This window comes from Niallia oryzisoli, from assembly GCF_036670025.1.
In the GTDB taxonomy this organism is placed as follows: Bacteria; Bacillota; Bacilli; order Bacillales; family Cytobacillaceae; genus Bacillus_BD; species Bacillus_BD oryzisoli.
Genome location: NZ_CP137640.1, coordinates 1,856,129 through 1,875,648 on the forward strand (window position 1 = coordinate 1,856,129; position 19,520 = coordinate 1,875,648).

22 protein-coding genes are annotated in these 19,520 nt (G+C 37.7%); all 22 read left to right on the forward strand.

What is annotated here, in order from left to right; all coding sequences use genetic code 11:
* The first annotated feature begins 14 nt into the window (after positions 1–14).
* The 22 genes from fliM (at position 15) to frr (ending at position 19,505) form a co-directional block, all read left to right on the forward strand.
* Positions 15–1,013 (forward strand): flagellar motor switch protein FliM, encoded by a 999-nt coding sequence (gene fliM / locus R4Z09_RS09375; protein WP_338452057.1) that lies wholly within the window; start codon positions 15–17, stop codon positions 1,011–1,013.
* Positions 1,003–2,250 (forward strand): flagellar motor switch phosphatase FliY, encoded by a 1,248-nt coding sequence (gene fliY, locus R4Z09_RS09380; protein WP_338453238.1) that lies wholly within the window; start codon positions 1,003–1,005, stop codon positions 2,248–2,250. Before fliM ends, fliY begins: the two co-directional genes overlap by 11 nt.
* Positions 2,251–2,314: 64 nt before the next feature.
* A complete protein-coding gene (locus tag R4Z09_RS09385) occupies positions 2,315–2,677 on the forward strand; it encodes a response regulator (protein ID WP_338452058.1) in 363 nt (120 codons plus the stop codon).
* A gap of 21 nt (positions 2,678–2,698) precedes the next feature.
* Positions 2,699–3,379, forward strand: coding sequence for a flagellar biosynthetic protein FliO (locus R4Z09_RS09390; RefSeq protein WP_338452059.1), 681 nt, complete (start codon positions 2,699–2,701; stop codon positions 3,377–3,379).
* Positions 3,376–4,041 (forward strand): flagellar type III secretion system pore protein FliP, encoded by a 666-nt coding sequence (fliP, locus tag R4Z09_RS09395; RefSeq protein ID WP_338452060.1) that lies wholly within the window; start codon positions 3,376–3,378, stop codon positions 4,039–4,041. The genes R4Z09_RS09390 and fliP overlap by 4 nt, the downstream gene beginning before the upstream one ends.
* 13 nt (positions 4,042–4,054) lie before the next feature.
* Positions 4,055–4,324 (forward strand): flagellar biosynthesis protein FliQ, encoded by a 270-nt coding sequence (gene fliQ, locus R4Z09_RS09400; protein WP_338452061.1) that lies wholly within the window; start codon positions 4,055–4,057, stop codon positions 4,322–4,324.
* Between the two features lie 5 nt (positions 4,325–4,329).
* The gene (gene fliR / locus R4Z09_RS09405; RefSeq protein WP_338452062.1) at positions 4,330–5,106 is read left to right on the forward strand and encodes a flagellar biosynthetic protein FliR; all 777 of its coding nucleotides are present in this window, start codon (positions 4,330–4,332) and stop codon (positions 5,104–5,106) included.
* 3 nt (positions 5,107–5,109) lie between these two features.
* A complete protein-coding gene (flhB, locus tag R4Z09_RS09410; RefSeq protein WP_338452063.1) occupies positions 5,110–6,195 on the forward strand; it encodes a flagellar biosynthesis protein FlhB in 1,086 nt (361 codons plus the stop codon).
* A gap of 20 nt (positions 6,196–6,215) precedes the next feature.
* Entirely contained in the window at positions 6,216–8,252 is a 2,037-nt protein-coding gene (flhA, locus tag R4Z09_RS09415) for a flagellar biosynthesis protein FlhA (RefSeq protein ID WP_338452064.1), read from the forward strand.
* Complete coding sequence (gene flhF / locus R4Z09_RS09420) at positions 8,249–9,403, forward strand: flagellar biosynthesis protein FlhF (RefSeq protein WP_338452065.1); 1,155 nt, start codon at positions 8,249–8,251, stop codon at positions 9,401–9,403. Before flhA ends, flhF begins: the two co-directional genes overlap by 4 nt.
* A gap of 1 nt (position 9,404) precedes the next feature.
* Positions 9,405–10,271 (forward strand): MinD/ParA family protein, encoded by an 867-nt coding sequence (locus R4Z09_RS09425; RefSeq protein WP_338452066.1) that lies wholly within the window; start codon positions 9,405–9,407, stop codon positions 10,269–10,271.
* Between the two features lie 9 nt (positions 10,272–10,280).
* Positions 10,281–10,964, forward strand: a complete 684-nt coding sequence (locus R4Z09_RS09430; RefSeq protein ID WP_338452067.1) for a CheB methylesterase domain-containing protein — start codon at positions 10,281–10,283, stop codon at positions 10,962–10,964.
* Between the two features lie 19 nt (positions 10,965–10,983).
* On the forward strand, positions 10,984–13,050 hold the full coding sequence (locus R4Z09_RS09435; protein ID WP_338452068.1) for a chemotaxis protein CheA: 2,067 nt from the start codon (positions 10,984–10,986) through the stop codon (positions 13,048–13,050).
* A 49-nt stretch (positions 13,051–13,099) separates the two neighbouring features.
* Positions 13,100–13,558: a chemotaxis protein CheW gene (locus R4Z09_RS09440; protein WP_338452069.1), complete on the forward strand. Its 459-nt coding sequence runs from the start codon at positions 13,100–13,102 to the stop codon at positions 13,556–13,558.
* 4 nt (positions 13,559–13,562) lie between these two features.
* Positions 13,563–14,201: a chemotaxis protein CheC gene (locus R4Z09_RS09445; RefSeq protein WP_338452070.1), complete on the forward strand. Its 639-nt coding sequence runs from the start codon at positions 13,563–13,565 to the stop codon at positions 14,199–14,201.
* Complete coding sequence (locus R4Z09_RS09450) at positions 14,194–14,691, forward strand: chemotaxis protein CheD (protein ID WP_338452071.1); 498 nt, start codon at positions 14,194–14,196, stop codon at positions 14,689–14,691. Before R4Z09_RS09445 ends, R4Z09_RS09450 begins: the two co-directional genes overlap by 8 nt.
* Before the next feature lie 117 nt (positions 14,692–14,808).
* Complete coding sequence (locus R4Z09_RS09455; RefSeq protein ID WP_338452072.1) at positions 14,809–15,573, forward strand: FliA/WhiG family RNA polymerase sigma factor; 765 nt, start codon at positions 14,809–14,811, stop codon at positions 15,571–15,573.
* Positions 15,574–15,589: 16 nt separating this feature from the next.
* The gene (locus R4Z09_RS09460; RefSeq protein ID WP_338452073.1) at positions 15,590–16,222 is read left to right on the forward strand and encodes a hypothetical protein; all 633 of its coding nucleotides are present in this window, start codon (positions 15,590–15,592) and stop codon (positions 16,220–16,222) included.
* A 144-nt stretch (positions 16,223–16,366) separates the two neighbouring features.
* Positions 16,367–17,080, forward strand: a complete 714-nt coding sequence (rpsB, locus tag R4Z09_RS09465; protein WP_338452074.1) for a 30S ribosomal protein S2 — start codon at positions 16,367–16,369, stop codon at positions 17,078–17,080.
* A 160-nt stretch (positions 17,081–17,240) separates the two neighbouring features.
* Entirely contained in the window at positions 17,241–18,122 is an 882-nt protein-coding gene (gene tsf / locus R4Z09_RS09470; RefSeq protein WP_338452075.1) for a translation elongation factor Ts, read from the forward strand.
* Positions 18,123–18,222: 100 nt separating this feature from the next.
* On the forward strand, positions 18,223–18,945 hold the full coding sequence (gene pyrH / locus R4Z09_RS09475; protein ID WP_338452076.1) for a UMP kinase: 723 nt from the start codon (positions 18,223–18,225) through the stop codon (positions 18,943–18,945).
* Positions 18,946–18,947: 2 nt separating this feature from the next.
* Positions 18,948–19,505, forward strand: a complete 558-nt coding sequence (gene frr, locus R4Z09_RS09480) for a ribosome recycling factor (RefSeq protein ID WP_338452077.1) — start codon at positions 18,948–18,950, stop codon at positions 19,503–19,505.
* Positions 19,506–19,520 lie beyond the last annotated feature (15 nt).

Below are 19,520 nucleotides of genomic sequence, written 5' to 3' on the forward strand. Positions count from 1 at the left end.
TGGAGGTGAGTTGGATGTCAGGAGATGTGCTTTCTCAACATGAAATAGATGCATTATTGTCAGCACTATCAACCGGGGAAATGAATGCAGAAGAATTAAAAAAAGAGGAAGATGAGAAGCGGGTAAAAGTTTATGATTTTAAAAGGGCGCTGCGCTTTTCAAAGGATCAAATCCGCAGCTTAACACGGATACATGAAAACTTCGCGAGGCTGTTAACGACCTTTTTTTCTGCACAATTAAGAACATATGTCCAAATCAGTGTCGCATCTGCTGATCAAATACCATACGATGAATTTATTCGCTCCATCCCAAAGATGACCATTTTAAATGTCTTTGATGTCCCTCCATTGGAAGGAAGAATCCTCATGGAAGTTAATCCGAATATTGCCTATGCCATGATGGACCGATTGCTTGGCGGAAAGGGGACAAGTATCAACAAGGTAGATAATCTAACTGAAATCGAAACAAAAATTATGACAGCTATTTTTGAAAAAGCGTGTGATTATTTACGAGAGGCATGGGAAACGATTATTGAGATAGATCCAATTTTGTCAGAATTTGAAGTGAACCCGCAGTTCTTGCGCATGGTTTCCCCAAATGAGACAGTTGTAGTCATTTCCCTTAATACTGCTATCGCTGATACGAGCGGAATGATAAATATCTGTATTCCGCATGTTGTGCTTGAGCCAATTATTCCTAAGTTATCAATGCAGTATTGGATGCAGACAGATAAAAAAGTTAGGGAACCAGATGAGATAAAACGGATTGAAAAGAAAATTCAGCAAGCGGAAATCCCCATTTCAGTCGAGCTAGGGACAGCTAATATATCGATCCAAGATTTCTTAATGCTTGATATTGGAGATGTCATCGAATTAAATCAATCGATTGATGAACCGCTTTTGTTAAAAGTAGGAGAAGTACCTAAATTTGTCGGACAGCCGGGGAAAATGAATAAAAAATTAGCGGTACAAGTTTTAGATACATGGAAGAGGGGAGATGACGATCATGAGTAATGAAATGCTCTCACAAGATGAAATTGATGCATTATTAAGAGGGAGTGACGATGTATCTGATGTCTCTTCTGATCTCAATATGGATGACTATCTATCTGAGATGGAAAAAGATGCGCTCGGGGAAATTGGCAATATATCATTTGGCAGTTCCGCTACCGCATTGTCTACTTTATTAAATCAAAAGGTCGATATAACAACTCCGGAAGTTTCAGTTGTTTTAAAAAATAAATTATCCGGGGAGTTTCCTCATCCATATGTTGCGATTCAAGTGAGTTATACAAAAGGTTTTTCCGGTACGAACCTATTAGTCATTAAACAGATGGATGCCGCGATCATTGCTGACTTGATGCTTGGCGGGGATGGGAGAAATCCATCGGAATTGATGGGCGAAATCCAAATGAGTGCAGTTCAAGAAGCAATGAATCAAATGATGGGGTCTGCAGCAACATCAATGTCAACCATTTTTAGTAAACGAGTGGATATTTCACCACCCTCCATTGATATATTAGATATTCTTCAAGGTACAGGGACAGATAAAATACCAAATGAGGATAAGCTGGTGAAGGTATCATTTCGTTTGAAAATAGGCGATTTAATTGATTCCAATATTATGCAGCTGCTGCCATTGGAATTTGCCAAGGGACTGGTTGATGAATTGTTAAACCCTATCTCAGATATAAGCGAAGCTATAAATGAACCATTACAAAACCCGCAATATCATCAAATGTCTCAAAATCAAATGGAACAAGTTGGACAACAAAGCAGCCCAATACCTTTTGATTCAGGCAGCCAAAAGCAGCAGGAACAGCTAGGTTATCAACAGCGCGATTCAGGACATAATCAAATTGGTGTGAATCAGGCAAGTTATTATACAGGTCCACAACACTTTGGTGCAGCAAATCCTCTGGGATTTCAACCAAATGTACAGCCTGCTATGTTTTCCAATTTTGAACCGTACCATAGTCAAGAAACTGAGCCAAAAAACCTAGACATGCTGCTTGATATTCCGTTACAAGTAACGGTGGAACTAGGCAGAACTAAACGATCTGTGAAAGAAATCCTTGAACTGTCTCCTGGTTCAATCATTGAACTTGATAAATTGGCGGGTGAACCTGTCGATATCTTGATCAACAGCCGATTAATCGCAAAAGGAGAAGTCGTTGTTATTGATGAAAATTTCGGGGTTCGAGTTACCGATATTATTAGTCAGACGGATCGGTTAAATAAATTAAAATAAAATAAAAAAAGTCATAACCATGAAACAAGCTCAATACAAAAATGTTTATGGGGGTAGAAGATTAATGGCACATAGAATTTTAGTGGTAGATGATGCTGCATTTATGAGAATGATGATAAAGGATATTTTAACGAAAAATGGCTATGAAGTCGTTGGGGAGGCGGCTGATGGTCAACAGGCTGTTGAAAAATATCGTGAGCTCCATCCCGATCTTGTGACGATGGATATTACTATGCCTGAAATGGATGGTATCACAGCCTTAAAAGAAATTAGAAAAATAAATCCAAATTCAAAAGTGATTATGTGTTCTGCTATGGGACAGCAGGCAATGGTGATTGATGCCATCCAAGCAGGTGCAAAGGATTTTGTCGTAAAACCATTTCAAGCTGATCGCGTATTGGAAGCTATCTCTAAGACGCTTAGCTAAGACTTTGTTAGAGGGTGCAGGATGTTGCGGAAAAAACAATTCTGTTTCATGATCTTTTTTCTTGTACTTGCTCTAATTGGGTTTCAGGTGCAAGCCTCAGCAGAGCAAGTAAATAAAAGTGTAAAAGATTGCTTGGAACAACCGGATGCATGTGGAGAACAACAAGAAACAAAACAGGATATGTCGGCTGATGGTTCAGAAACGAATCAAACAAAAACTGTCAGTACGGTTGGGTTAACGCTCTGGGAATTTATCAAGATGATATTTGCTACGGTTTTTGTCGTCGCTCTGCTGTATTTTGTTTTGAAGTTTGTAAATAAAAAAGGGCAACTCTATAAAAGCTCGCAGCTCATCGAAAATCTAGGCGGTACACCACTTGGCACAAATCGTTCTGTTCAACTGATTAAAGTAGGAAAGCGAATTCTTATCGTCGGCGTTGGGGAAAATGTTCAATTGATAAAAGAAATTAGTGATTCGGGGGAATATGATGCGCTGCTTTCGGCTTATAACGATAAGCTGGATCAGCTGGCACAGCCTGGCGGTATCATGGCAAAAGTATTCAAGAAGGCTGGCGGAAGATCAGAGAGAATAGAAGGAAGCAGTTTTCAATCACTTCTAAAAAAGCAATTAGTTGATCTTTCAGATGGAAGGCAGAAACTATACGATGAAATAGAGAAAGTGAAGGGTTCGGACAAGCAATGAATGAGTTCATGGAATTTTTTAATAACAGCTCACCAGAAAATGTTTCTATGTCAGTAAAACTAGTCTTACTATTAACCGTACTTTCTCTAGCACCAAGTATTCTTATCTTAATGACTTGTTTTACAAGAATTGTCATTGTATTGTCCTTTGTCAGAACAGCTCTTGCGACACAACAAATGCCGCCAAACCAAGTCATTATTGGGTTATCGTTATTTTTAAGTTTTTTTATCATGGCGCCGACATTTCAAGAGGTGAATACGGAGGCACTGACACCATTATTTAATAATGAAATTAATTTAGAACAGGCTTATGAGAAGGCCGTAGTTCCATTTAAGGAATTCATGAGTGCCAATACGAGACAAAAGGACCTGGCATTATTTCTTAACTATACAAAAGCTGAACAGCCTGAGACGATTCAGGATATTCCGATTACTGCCCTTGTTCCGGCCTTTGCCATTAGTGAACTTAAAACAGCCTTTCAAATAGGATTTATGATATTTATCCCGTTTTTAGTGATTGATATGGTAGTTGCCAGTGTCCTAATGTCAATGGGAATGATGATGCTTCCTCCTGTTATGATTTCATTACCATTTAAGATTTTGTTATTTGTACTTGTAGACGGTTGGAATTTAGTCGTTAAATCTTTGTTACAAAGTTTTTAAGTAGGTGAAAAGGATGACTCCCGAAACGGTCATTGCGATAGCGGAAGAAGGAATATGGGCCGTTCTGTTAATTAGCGGCCCGCTCTTGGCTTTGGCTCTTGTTGTTGGTTTAGTCGTAAGTATTTTTCAGGCAACAACGCAAATTCAAGAACAAACATTAGCTTTTATACCGAAAATTGTTGCAGTCTTACTTGGCATTGTATTCTTTGGTCCCTGGATGCTCAGTCATTTAATTTCGTATTCAACCAATATATTTTCTAATTTAGTTAGGTTCATAGGCTGAAAAGTATGATGGATTTAGTAGAAATATTTCCTGCTTTTTTACTCGTATTTGTCAGGGTAACATCTTTCTTCTTAATGATGCCTCTTTTTTCTTATCGGACAGTTCCGACGACTTTTAAAGTTGGTTTTGGCTTTTTTTTAGCCGTGATTATGTTTATTGAAATGGACGCTCCCGCATTGGAGATTGATGGGGTCTATTATTTATTAATCATAAAGGAAGCCTTGATTGGTATTCTCCTTGGTTTCATCGCTTATTTAATCATGTCGGCTATTCAGACAGCAGGTGGTTTTATTGACTTTCAAATGGGGTTTGGCATGGTAAATGTGATGGATCCACAAACAGGTGCCCAAAGTCCCTTGATGGGACAATATTTAAATATCATTAGTCTATTTTTTCTTTTAATGGTTAACGGACACCATTTAATTATCGATGGTATCTATTACAGCTATCAATTTATTCCGCTTGACCAGGCGTGGCTGCCACTTGGATCTGAGCATTTACTGCAATATGTGTTGAAGTCCTTTAGTACGATGTTTTTGATTGCATTACAAATGTCCCTGCCGGTTGTCGGGTGTTTGTTTCTTGTTGATGTTGCACTGGGAATTACGGCTAGAACCTTTCCACAGTTAAATATATTTGTGGTTGGAATTCCACTTAAAATCGGTGTGAGCCTTGTCATATTAATGGTGGTAATGAGTACGATGATGGCGGTTGTCTCACAAATTTTCGAAACGATGCTGACAACGATGAGAGGACTGTTACATCTCTTTGGGGGTCTATAAACATTGAAACTAGTCACATTAGATTTGCAATTTTTTGCCGGTGAAAAAACGGAAAAAGCAACTCCCAAAAAGAGAAGTGATGCACGAAAAAAGGGTCAGGTTGCTAAAAGCCAGGATGTAAATACGGCGATTGGATTACTTGCTGTATTTATGTTCTTGTTCATTGCCGGCTCCTATTTATTTAACAAAATCGTCTCTATTCTTCGGCATTCATTCCAAGATTATATGCTGATGGACTTAACAGAAGAAAGTATTTACTTGATCTTTATGGAGCTGTTAAAAGAGCTGGCTCTCTTAGTCGGCCCTCTCATGCTGGTAGCCTTGGTGGCAGGAGTGGCGGCAAATTATTTACAGGTCGGGTTCATTTTTTCAACTGAAGCAATCCAGATGAAACTAGAAAAAATAGATCCGATTAAAGGTTTTAAGCGGATTTTTTCCCTTCGCTCGGTCGTTGAATTTTTAAAATCAATTTTGAAGATTTGTATTGTCGGTTTGATTACGTTTCTAGTAATTTGGAACAGCATGAATAAAATATTGACATTATCGCAACTACCATTAGGGTCTGCATTTCAATTTTTAGCTGATTTAACCGTGAAAATGGGCTTGTATGCTGGTGGTGCTTTATTATTTTTAGCTTTACTGGATTATCTTTATCAAAAATATGATTTTGAAAAAAATATCAGAATGTCAAAACAGGATATTAAAGATGAATATAAAAATTCAGAAGGGGACCCGCTGATTAAATCAAAAATTAAGCAAAAGCAACGGGAAATGGCGATGAGCCGGATGATGCAGGAAGTGCCGAATGCCGATGTAATTATCACCAATCCAACACATTTTGCCATTGCCTTAAGATACGATGAAACAAAGTTTGATGCTCCGTATGTGGTGGCAAAGGGAGTTGACTTCATGGCTCAGAAAATCAAATTAATCGCTAAAGAAAATGAGGTCATCATGATTGAAAATCGACCGTTGGCAAGGGCTCTATATAGTCAAACCGAGATTGGGGATGTCATTCCCGAAGAATTCTTTAAAGCGGTTGCTGAGATATTAGCTTATGTTTACCGAACAAAAAATATGGTCAAGTAGCTTAAAAGGGAGGGAATAACATGAAAGCAAGAGATTTAATTGTCATCATAAGTGTTATCATGATTGTTGCGATGCTTATTATTCCTCTTCCGACATGGTTATTAAGTATTTTACTAATATTAAATATCTCGTTAGCGTTATTAGTTTTGTTAACATCTATGAATATGACAGAACCGCTCCAGTTTTCCGTTTTCCCCTCTCTACTGCTACTCTTAACATTGTTTCGCTTAGGGCTGAATATCTCGACAACACGGGCGATTCTTACCCACGGTGATGCAGGTGGAGTAGTTGAAACATTTGGATCCTTTGTTGTCGGTGGGAATTTAATCGTTGGTATGGTTGTGTTCCTTATATTGGTCATCATTAATTTCATTGTCATTACAAAAGGTTCTGAACGGGTGTCAGAAGTAGCAGCAAGGTTTACACTTGATGCGATGCCAGGAAAGCAAATGAGTATTGATGCTGATTTAAATGCAGGAATGATATCTGAGACTCAGGCAAGGGAAAGACGTGAAAAAGTCAGCCGGGAAGCTGACTTTTACGGTTCGATGGATGGTGCGAGTAAATTTGTCAAAGGGGATGCCGTTGCTGGAATTATTATCGTTTTAATTAACTTGATTTTTGGCATTGTTATTGGTGTTTTGCAGCAGGGGATGAACATTCAGGATGCAGCGAGTCATTTTTCATTATTAACGGTAGGCGATGGAATTGTTAGTCAAGTACCTGCATTATTAATCTCTACAGCCACTGGTATCGTTGTAACAAGAGCAACATCTGATGGTAATTTAGGAGCGGATATTGCTTCTCAATTGCTTCATTTTCCTAAGATGCTGTATGTGACAGGCGGGACCATCCTTTGTTTAGGATTATTTACGCCTATTAATGATGTTTTGACCATTCCCATTGCCGGGCTCCTGATTTTTGCCGGCTACAGGTTTACCAATAGTCCTGATCTAGAGAAGGATGGTGTTCCTGAAGTAGAGGAAGACATGGAGACTGATGAAATAAAAAGCCCTGAAAGTGTCGTGAGTCTGTTAAATATGGATCCGATTGAATTTGAATTTGGCTATGGTTTAATTCCGCTTGTTGATACAAATCAGGGAGGAGATCTGCTTGATCGGATTGTCATGATTCGAAGACAGCTTGCGATTGAACTTGGTTTAGTCATTCCTGTCGTACGAATTAGAGATAACATTCAACTGCAGCCAAATGAATATCGCTTAAAAATAAAAGGTATTGAGATGGCGCATGGTGAGCTTTTACTCGATCATTATTTAGCGATGAGTCCTGGAACGGACGATGATGCAATTATCGGAATCGATACGATTGAGCCTTCTTTTGGACTTCCTGCAAAGTGGATAACAGAAGATATGAAAGAAGAAGCGGAAATCTTGGGTTATACGGTAGTCGATCCACCGTCAGTTGTATCGACACATATCACAGAGGTTATAAAGACAAATGGTTATGATTTATTAGGAAGACAGGAAACAAAACAATTGATCGATCATCTAAAAGAGAATTATCCAATACTTGTAGAAGAAGTGACTCCAAATCCACTTTCGATTGGAGAAGTTCAAAAGGTTTTGGCTAAACTACTTAAAGAAAATATATCCATTCGCAATTTACCGATTATCTTTGAGACGCTGGCTGATTTTGGGAAGGTGACTTCCGATACGGATTTATTAACAGAGTATGTCAGACAATCGCTTGCACGGCAAATCACCAATCAGTTTTTACAAGGGAATGATTCATTGAAGGTTGTAACATTATCAGGTAGAGTTGAAAAAGTTATTGCCGATGGAATTCAGCAAACAGAACATGGAAATTATTTAGCAATCGATCCGTCTTTGTCACAACTTATTTTAGAGTCGATTGCAGCACAGGTTGAACATCTTTCGTTAATGGAACAAACACCAATTGTTCTCTGTTCTCCTGCTGTCCGTATGTATGTACGTCAATTAACGGAGCGTTATTTTCCACAAATTCCAATCCTGTCCTACAATGAGTTAGAAGCAAATGTTGAAGTTCAAAGTGTTGGGGTGGTGAGTATAGATTGAAGGTAAAAAAATATCGGGCTGCTTCAATGCCGGAAGCCATGAAGCTTATACGCAACGAACTTGGTAATGACGCCATTATTCTTAATTCAAGAGTGATCCAAACAGGTGGCTTTCTTGGTCTTTTTAAAAAAAAGAGTATCGAGGTTATTGCTGCTCTTGATGCCAAACCTACGGAGGGGCTTAAGCCTGTTTTGAAAGAAAAACAAAAGCCTGTTGAAACAAAACTCCCGCAAAAGGATTCACAAATTAGTAACGGTGCCCGGCATCATCATGTCATGATCTCAGATGACTTGGAAAAAGAACTGATAGAATTAAAGTCGCTTCTTAAAAATGTAAAGGTTGAAAGCAGCGGAAGCATTCCTTTACCAGTACCTATTCAAGATTTAAAACAGTGCTTAACAAATCAGGAAATCGATCACGAGCTGACCGATACCCTGATTAAAGCAGCCATCGAAGAGTGGTATGGGAATGGGGGAAAAATGTCTTTTACTGACGTACGGAAATGGGCAAAATATTATTTAATCAAACAAATCAATCATTTGCCTTTTGGCGGCATTTCATTTGCAAAAAAATATATTCTTTTTGTCGGACCAACAGGGGTTGGAAAAACAACAACACTAGCGAAAATTGCTGCATCCTGTATCTTAAATGATAATAAAAAGGTTGCCTTTATTACCACTGACACGTATCGAATTGCGGCTATTGACCAGTTAAAAACGTATGCAAATATTTTAAATGTGCCGATTGAAATTTGTTATAATTTGGAGGATTTTCAACAGGCAGCTCAAAGCTTTTCCGACTTTGATTTAGTATTTATTGATACAGCGGGACGAAACTTTCGAAATCCTAAGTATGTGGAAGACTTGAAAAATATCATCGATTTTCAAAAAGATATTGAAGCGTACCTTGTTCTTTCATTAACTTCAAAGCAAATCGATATGGAGGAAATTTATCAGCAATTTTCACTTATTACGATTAATAAAATGATTTTTTCAAAAGCAGATGAGACTGCAACATTCGGTTCACTTTATAATATGATCTATAAAAAACAAAAGGCGGCAGCATACATAACAAATGGCCAAGATGTACCCGATGATTTTATTACAGCTACTCCTGACAATGTAGTAAATCGCATAATGGGAGTCGATTAATATGGAAGATCAAGCAGAAAAATTACGAGAAAAATTACTACAACATCATTCCAATATCCAGACTAAAACCATTGCTGTCATTAGTGGTAAAGGCGGGGTCGGGAAATCAAATGTTTCTTTGAATTTTGCGATCACATTACATAAAAAAGGGCATAAAGTCCTCTTGTTTGATATGGACATCGGTATGGGGAATATTGACATTTTAATGGGGGCTTCCTCTATCTATTCCATTGCAGATTTTTTTATAAATGATGTTCCTTTGAAAAATATGATTACTGAGATACCTGGTGGTATTCACTATATTTCAGGAGGAACTGGATTATCCCGGCTGACAAAAATAACAGAAGAATCCATTCAAGCCTTTTTTGCACAATTTTTTAATTTATTGGGTGATTATGAATATGTTATTTTTGATATGGATGCCGGTATGAATGAAAGCTCTTTACGCTTTATTTTAGCGGTTGATGAGGTGATTGTTATAACAACGTGTGAGCCGACGTCGATAACAGATGCCTATGCAGCGATGAAATATATCACGCTTGCAAATAAGATGATTCCATTTTTCATCATTGTGAATCGGGTCCAGACAGAAAAAGAAGGAATGGATACATATACCCGGATTTCAAAGGTACTGAATCACTTTTTGGAAAAAAACGCTGTTCTTTTGGGCATACTGCCCGAGGACCCGATTATTCCCCAGGCAGTAAATAGACAAATACCTTTTATAAAGCTAAATGAAAACGCACCCGCATCAAAGGCTTTATTTAGTATGGTAGAAAAGTATTGTCTGCAGAATTTTGAGCTTCCAACAAATTTCAAAAAGCCGCATTTTATTACTAGGTTAAAGCGATTCCTTTTTGAAAGGTAGTGGATGGATGTGAAACAAAAGATAATCAAGCCTTTAGAAGGAAAAAAGACTACTAACAAGGATAAAAGATATAGTAAAATAGAACTAAAAGGTTCGAATATCGATAGTAATTGGAATCTTAGTAAAAATAAAATAGTGTTAATTGGAACTTCAACTGGTGGTCCGAGCGCGCTTCAAACTGTGCTCTCAGGGCTTCCTGAAAAAATTGCTGCGTCAATTGTCATTGTTCAGCACATGCCATCAGGGTTTACAAAGTCTTTAGCAAACCGCCTAAATTCGCTAACGAATATTACGGTGAAGGAAGCAGAGAATGGGGAGGTTTTACAAAATGGTACTGCTTATATTACTCCAGGCGGCTGCCATCTCCGAATAAAACAATCTGGTAGAAAAATTCTCGTGGAGCTTGACCATATAACGAAAAGCTTTACACACTGTCCTTCCGTTGATTTAATGTTTGCATCTGCTTCAAATCTTTTGGAATACGGGAAGATTGCTGTCGTGATGACAGGCATGGGTTCGGATGGTTCGAAAGGTCTTATTACATTAAAGAAAACAGGTCATGTGAAAGCGATAGCTGAGTCAAAAGAATCGTGCATCGTTTATGGAATGCCAAAGGCTGCGATTGCAACAGAACTCATCGATGACATAGTGAATGTCGAACATATAGCGAAGACAATTTTGAAATATCTTTGATTCGAGGGGTGTGAGCCAATTGGAAATGAATCAATACTTGGAGGTTTTTATTGAAGAAAGTAAAGAACATTTACAAGCCTGTAATGATCATTTACTTGCATTAGAGAAAAACCCAAATGATATGAACATTATAAATGAAATATTCCGTTCTGCACATACCTTAAAAGGGATGTCGGCAACAATGGGGTATGCTGATTTAGCCAAACTAACCCATCAAATGGAGAATGTTTTGGACGCGATTAGACATCAAACGCTTCCGGTTACTCCGGAACTTTTAGATGTTGTGTTTTCAGCCGTTGACGATTTAGAGGCAATGGTGAATTCAATTTCTGAAGGCGGAGATGGAAAAAGAGATGTTTCAAATGTCGTTGGCAAACTCAAAATGATTGAAACTGGTAATACGAACTTTTTAGATGCACAAAAAGAGGTTGCTGCTGCAGCTGCTGTTGAACCGGTTGCAACAGTTCCGATCATTTATGATGATTTTGAACGGACGCTCATTGAAGAATCCCATGAGCAGGGATTTACAACCTTTGAAATAGTTGTTATTCTCCGGGCTGATTGTTTATTGAAAGCAGCAAGAGTATATATGATTTTTGGCGTTTTGGAGAAGCTGGGGGAAATGATTAAATCAACACCTCCTGTTGAGCAGCTTGAAGAAGAACAATTTGATCATGCATTTACCGTTACATTGGTTTCGAAAGAAAATCCTCTTGAGATTGAACAGAAAGTGATGAATGTATCTGAAGTGGAATCTGTTAAAGTGACAGTTGTTTCCCCTTCAAAAATTGCTGCAAAACCGCATGTCCAAGAGCATGAGCCAAGCAAACAAGAAGTAAAAGAAAATACAGTTGCGCAGGAAGATACCGTCATCATTGAAGGGAAGCTAAAACAAAACGGTTCTGAACAAAATAAAACCGGGTCGGTAGGAAAATCTGCGAGTAAAACGATCAGAGTCAATATTGAACGGCTTGATATTCTATTAAATTTATTTGAAGAGTTAGTGATTGATAGAGGAAGACTTGAACAAATTTCATCCGAGCTAAGGAATCAAGCATTGCAGGAAACGGTTGACCGAATCTCCAGAAATACAGCTGATTTACAAAATATTATTTTAAATATGCGTATGGTTCCGATAGAAACAGTATTTAATCGTTTTCCCCGAATGGTTCGTCAGCTTGCCCGGGATTTGGAAAAGAAGGTAAAGCTTGAAATAATTGGTGCTGAAACAGAGCTTGACCGAACGGTTATCGATGAAATAGGCGATCCGCTTGTCCATTTAATCCGCAATTCATTAGATCATGGGATTGAAACACCTTCCATAAGGAAGGCAAACAGGAAAAGTGAAGAAGGTACGGTTATTTTAAAGGCATATCACAGTGGTAATCATGTGTTTATTGAAATAGAAGATGATGGTGCGGGGATTAATCGTGATAAAGTTTTACAGATTGCCTTGAAAAACGGCATTGTGACAGAACAAGCAGCCGCTACGTTAACGGACAAGCAGGTCTACGAACTAATCTTTGCTTCAGGGTTTTCAACGGCGGATACAATTTCTGATATATCTGGACGCGGTGTCGGATTAGATGTGGTGAAAAATACGATTGAAAATCTCGGCGGGAACGTTTCAGTAGATTCAACTGCAGGAAAAGGCTCTATTTTTTTGATTCAATTACCGCTGACCTTATCCATTATTTCTGTCATGCTGGTTGAAATCCAAATGGAAAAGTACGCCATCCCACTTTCATCAATCATTGAAACAGCCATTATTAAAAAGGATGAAATCCTGCACGCGCATAATCAAAAGGTAATCGATTTCCGCGGGAAAATTGTGCCTTTATTATATTTAAAGGACTTATTTGAAGTACCTGTTGTGAAAGAAGAAAGTGATTTTGTCTCCATTGTCATCATTCGTAAAGGGGATAAAATGGCCGGCCTTGTTGTTGATTCATTTATTGGTCAACAGGAAGTGGTGTTAAAGTCGTTTGGTAATTACTTAACAAATGTGTTTGCGATTCCAGGTGCAACGATTTTAGGCGACGGTCAGGTTGCGTTAATTGTTGATTGCAATGCCTTGCTTAAATAAACAGCTGTCAAAAAGAGAAACGAAGGCGGCAAAAAAAGAGGTGTGTCGAATGTCCGAAACAGTCCCTAAAGATATAAAGTTAATTGTTTTTCAATTAAATGGAAAAGAGTATGGAATCTCTGTCCATTATGTACATGGGATTGAAAAAGTTCACCATATTACGAGAATTCCAGGGACAGCACCATTTGTTAAAGGTGTTATTAATTTGCGCGGTGTTGTCACTCCAATTATTGACTTAAGAAGAAGATTTGGTATTGAGGAATGCAAATATTCTGATTTGACACGTATTATCATTGTAGCACTTGATGATATTGAAGTAGGTCTGGTTGTGGATGCTGCAAATGACGTCATTGATATAAAGGAAGATTCAATTGAGCCATCACCAGATTTAGTTGGGGTTGAGGAGGATGAGTATGTAACGGGTGTTGTCAAAGTGGCCAATCGTCTATTGATTATTATCGATTTGTATAAAATTCTTGATCGTGAAAAATTAAAAATAGAAGGTTAATCATATGAATTTTATTGATAGAATTTCATTAACCCATCTTGATATTTTAAAAGAGATTGGAAATATTGGTGCAGGTAATGCGGCAACTGCACTTTCTATGATTTTAAATAAAAAGATTGAAATGCGGGTTCCAAATGTTAGAATTGTCACTTTTGATGAAATGATTGAAATGGCCGGCGGAGCGGAAAATGTAGTAGCAAGTGTTTATTTACGTATTGAAGGGGACGCTCCTTGTCATATGTTTTTTGTCCTTCCTTTAGAACAAACGAATATGTATATTCAACAAATGATAGGAGGCAGTGTTTCTTTTGAAACACTGCCATATGATGAAATGGCTTTATCAGCACTGCAGGAATTAGGGAATATCCTGGCAGGTTCTTATTTAACTTCATTATCTGATTTTACTGGATTACATTTATTTCCGTCCGTTCCAGAGACAAGTATCGATATGCTTGGTGCGATTATTAGCTGCGGCTTTATCGAACTGTCCCAGTCTTGTGATTATGTCATTATGATTGATACTGCATTAATTGAAACAAATGTTGAAAATGTAGCTCTTGTTGATGGTCACTTTTTTCTTTTACCGGACCCAAATTCATTTGAGATTATTTTTCAATCACTTGGGGTAGCCTTAGATGAATGAAGATCAACAAATTGTAAGAGTGGGTATCGCAGATATGAAGATTGTGAAATCTCCAAATTTGATTCGAACATCAGGACTTGGTTCTTGTGTAGGTATAGTGGTGTACGATCCTTTACAACAAATTGCCGGGTTAGCTCATATCATGCTGCCTGATTCGGCACTGGCCAAGAATGGGTCCTTGACTTCAGCTAAATATGCAGATACAGCTGTACATGACCTTGTCACATGTCTTGTTAAACACGGTGCGAGGAAAAACGCCTTAAAATCTAAGTTTGCTGGAGGGGCACAAATGTTTCAGTTTACCTCTGGGAACGAATTGATGAGAATTGGGCCAAGAAATGTCGAAGCAGTAAAAAAACAATTAGATTCTTTTCAGATAGAAATCGTCGGAGCAGATGTTGGCGGAAATAACGGGCGTACTATTGCGTTTGACCCCAAAACTTGTATCTTACAGATTAAAACGGTTAATAAAGGCATTACATATTTATAATTTTTGAAGCATTTTGCTATTTTGGATCAGATTCTTTTCAACCTTCCTCTCTCAACGAATGAGAGAGGTTTTTTTAGAAAATATAAGACGGAAGCCGCGTATTTAAGGAGGAATTAGATGGTACATGTAACTTCACCGGATGAACAGCGATACTGGGATAAATGGGTAACCTCACGTGATAAAGATGCTGGAAATGTTTTAATCAAGAAGTATTTGTCACTCGTTAGTTATCATGTACAGCGAATTTCTGTTTCTCTCCCAAAAACCGTTTCAAGAGATGATCTTACTAGTTTAGGAATGATAGGCTTATATGATGCGCTGGAGAAATTCGATCCAAATAGGGATTTAAAGTTCGATACCTATGCTTCCTTTCGTGTTCGCGGTGCCATCTTGGACGGATTAAGAAAGGAAGATTGGTTATCGAGAACCTCAAGGGAAAAAGCAAAGAAAATGGATGCTGCGATCGAAAGACTGGAGCAAAAGTATTTACGTCATGTAACAGAAGAAGAAATAGCCAGGGAATTAAATATTTCTGTTGAAGAAGTTTATACGATCACAAATGAACAGTTTTTAGCCAATGTGTTATCAATTGATGAACAACTAGATGAGAATGAAGATAAAAGCAACGGATCGTTTATAATTAAAGATGAAAGTGGAGAGGATCCGGAGGAATCGTTGTTAAAAAATGAAGCAATTGAGGAAATGGCAGCGATTATTTCTACATTTAATGAAAAAGAACAGCTTGTCATCAGCTTATTTTACCAAGAAGAATTATCTTTAACTGAAATTGGAGAAATCATGGGTTTATCAACATCAAGAATCTCGCAAATTCATTCTAAATGTATTTATAAACTAAGGCAATCATTAGGAAAGTTAATATGATGGATAGAGGGATCATATGACCGTTTTTTTTATCATTATTAGTATTGTATTAAATATTATTGCGCTCATGGGGATTGTTATCTTATTTTTAAGACAAAATAAATTGGTAAAGATTGAAGAAAATCAAAAAAAAACAACAAAAGAAATGGAAGAATTAATGTCCTCTTACCTATTTGAAATGAAAGATGAAAATGAGCGCTTTATCAAACGAGTAAAAGAAATGAATGAAGAACAGCTTGCAACTTTTAAGCAAAAAGAAAAGGAATCCTTACCACAAAAAAAGCCCGCACATCTCGTGCCGAAGAATGATGATCAACCTGATCTTTCATCAAGATTAGAAAATACCGTCAGCCTTCAGGCTGCCAGAGCGTATCAAAAACAAAAGCTAAATCTATCTGAAAAGGAGGTTGTACTGGAAACAGACCGTCATCAAGGCGAGGCAGTTGAGCTTGATGATCGGAAGGTCCTGCAAACGAAAGAAAACACACCGGAAAGCACTCATAACGAACTCTTGAAAGAATCATTACTGTTTCAAATCTTAATCATGAAGCAACAAGGATTTACGGTTGAAGAAATGGCCAAGCGCCTAAATAAAGGAAAAACAGAAATTGCTTTACTACTTAAATTTCATGAAAAACATCAAGAATAACTTGAATCTCTTTTATACATATGTTATATTATAAAACGGTGTTAATACACACGCTCACGGATCTGCATGAATGGTGCTGTTTCGACAGTTTTCATATAGAGATGAAATGGGCGGAGGAAATCAAAACCATTAGGAGGAATTATCATGTCAGTTATTTCAATGAAGCAATTACTTGAAGCTGGTGTACATTTCGGACACCAAACACGCCGTTGGAACCCTAAAATGAAAAAATATATTTTCACAGAGCGTAACGGCATTTATATCATCGACCTTCAAAAAACAGTTAAAAAGGTTGAAGAAGCTTACAAATGGGTAAAAGAATTAGCTGCTAACGGAGGAACTGTTCTATTCGTTGGTACAAAAAAACAAGCTCAAGATTCTGTTAAAGAAGAAGCTATTCGTTCTGGTATGTACTATGTAAATCAACGTTGGTTAGGTGGAACATTAACTAACTTTGAAACCATTCAAAAGCGTATTGCTCGTTTAAAAGAAATCGAGAGAATGGCTGAAGATGGAACATTTGATGTACTTCCTAAAAAAGAAGTCGTTCAATTGAAAAAACAACAAGAGCGTCTAGAGAAATTCTTAGGCGGAATTAAAGATATGAAACAACTTCCTGATGCTCTATTTATTATCGATCCTCGTAAAGAGCGTATCGCTGTTGCAGAAGCACATAAATTAAATATTCCTATCGTTGGAATGGTTGATACAAACTGTGATCCTGATGAAATCGATGTTGTAATCCCAGCTAACGACGATGCAATTCGTGCAGTTAAATTATTAACAGCTAAAATGGCTGACGCTATTTTAGAAGCGAAGCAAGGGGAAGAAACAGAAGTCGTTGAACAAAACGCTTAATTGTAATTTGCTTTAAGTGCGTTTAAGTTATTCTCTAAATGTAAAGAATAGGCTAGACCGTACAGGGAAAGGTGATAAGAGGGAATCTCCCTTTATCACCTTTTTTTCAAAAAAGTGATAAATTGAACACAATACATAAAATTTAAGGAGGAAATACTTAATGGCTATTACAGCACAAATGGTTAAAGAACTACGTGAAAAAACTGGTGCAGGAATGATGGATTGTAAAAAAGCACTGCAACAGACAGATGGAGATATGGAAAAAGCAATTGATTTCCTACGTGAAAAAGGCATTGCATCTGCTGCGAAAAAAGCGGACCGTGTTGCTGCTGAAGGTATCACTTCTGTTGTAGTTGAAGGAAATGATGCAGTCATTTTAGAAGTAAATGCAGAAACAGATTTCGTTGCTAAAAACGAAGCATTCCAAACTCTTGTTAAGGAATTAGGGGAGCAATTACTTAAAACAAAGCCTGCTACTTTAGAAGAAGCTCTTGCTTCAACAATGGCTAACGGTGCAACTGTAGAAGCTCACATCAATGCTGCAATTTCTAAAATTGGTGAAAACATGAACCTTCGTCGTTTTGCAGTAAAAACTAAAACAGATACTGATGCATTTGGTGCTTACCTGCATATGGGTGGACGCATTGGCGTTTTAACTGTATTAGAAGGAACAACTGATGCAGAGGCTGCTAAAGACGTATCTATGCACATTGCTGCACTAAATCCTAAATTTGTATCACGTGACGAAGTATCTCCAGAAGAAGTTGAACATGAGCGTCAAGTATTAACTCAACAAGCATTGAACGAAGGAAAACCTGAAAATATTGTTGTTAAAATGGTTGAAGGCCGTTTAGGTAAATACTTTGAAGATGTTTGCTTGCTTGATCAAGCATTTGTAAAAAATCCAGACCAAAAAGTACGTCAATTTGTTGAATCAAAAGGTGGAAAGGTTCGCGAATTTGTTCGTTACGAAGTAGGAGAAGGTCTTGAAAAACGTGCAGAAAACTTCGCAGAAGAAGTAATGAACCAAATGAAAAAATAATTTCGGTGCATAATAATATACGAACTTTTTTCAGGGAACACAGTGTGTTCCCTGTTTTTAAAGCAGGTAAATTAATAGTATAATACATATGGAGGTTTTTATGACCAAACCAAAGTATAAACGCGTTGTCTTAAAATTAAGTGGAGAAGCCTTGGCTGGAGAAAAAGGATTTGGGATTTATCCAGCTGTAATCAAATCGGTTGCTGCGCAAGTGAAAGAACTTGCTGATCTTGGTGTTGAAGTTGCCGTGGTGGTTGGCGGTGGAAATATTTGGCGTGGAAAAATTGGTGAAGAGATGGGAATGGACAGAGCAACTGCTGACTATATGGGAATGTTAGCTACTGTCATGAACTCTTTAGCGCTTCAAGACAGTCTAGAACAGGCTGGCTGTGAAACTCGTGTTCAAACATCCATTGAGATGCGTCAGGTTGCTGAACCGTATATCCGCAGAAGAGCCATACGTCATTTAGAGAAAAAACGGGTGGTTATCTTTGCTGCAGGAACAGGAAATCCATATTTCTCAACGGATACAACTGCTGCATTAAGAGCTGCAGAGATTGAAGCAGAAGTGATTCTAATGGCTAAAAATAACGTAGATGGTGTTTATTCAGCTGATCCGCGCGTAGATAAAAATGCCAAAAAGTATGATGAATTATCCTATTTAGATGTTATTAAAGAAGGATTGGCGGTTATGGATTCTACAGCTTCTTCCTTATGTATGGACAATGACATTCCGTTAATTGTTTTCTCAATTATGGAAAATGGAAACATTAAGCGTGCTGTAATGGGTGAAAAAATTGGAACAATTGTTAGGGGGAAATAATTATGCCAAAACAGATTATTGTTAATGCGAAAGAAAAAATGACAAAAGCGATTCAGGCATATTCTCGTGAGCTAGCCAGTATTCGTGCAGGCAGGGCAAATGCATCGCTATTAGACCGTATTATGGTTGATTACTATGGTGCTCCGACACCTGTTAATCAATTAGCTGGTATATCTGTTCCTGAAGCACGTCTGTTGGTTATTCAGCCATACGATAAAACGATTCTAGGTGAAATTGAAAGAGCGATTTTAAAGTCTGATTTAGGTTTGAACCCTACTAGTGATGGGAATATTATTCGGATTGCCATCCCGGCTTTAACAGAAGAACGCCGTAAAGAGCTTGTAAAAGTAGTGAAAAAAGAAGCGGAAGAAGCAAAAGTTGCGATTCGTAATATTCGCCGTGATGCGAATGATGATTTGAAAAAACGTGAAAAGGCTGGGGAGATTACTGAGGATGATCTTCGAGGCTATTCAGATGATATTCAAAAGGTAACAGATGAGAATATTAGTAAAATCGATTCAATGACAAAAGAAAAAGAAAAAGAAATTTTAGAAGTATAAACGTCTTATTAGGAT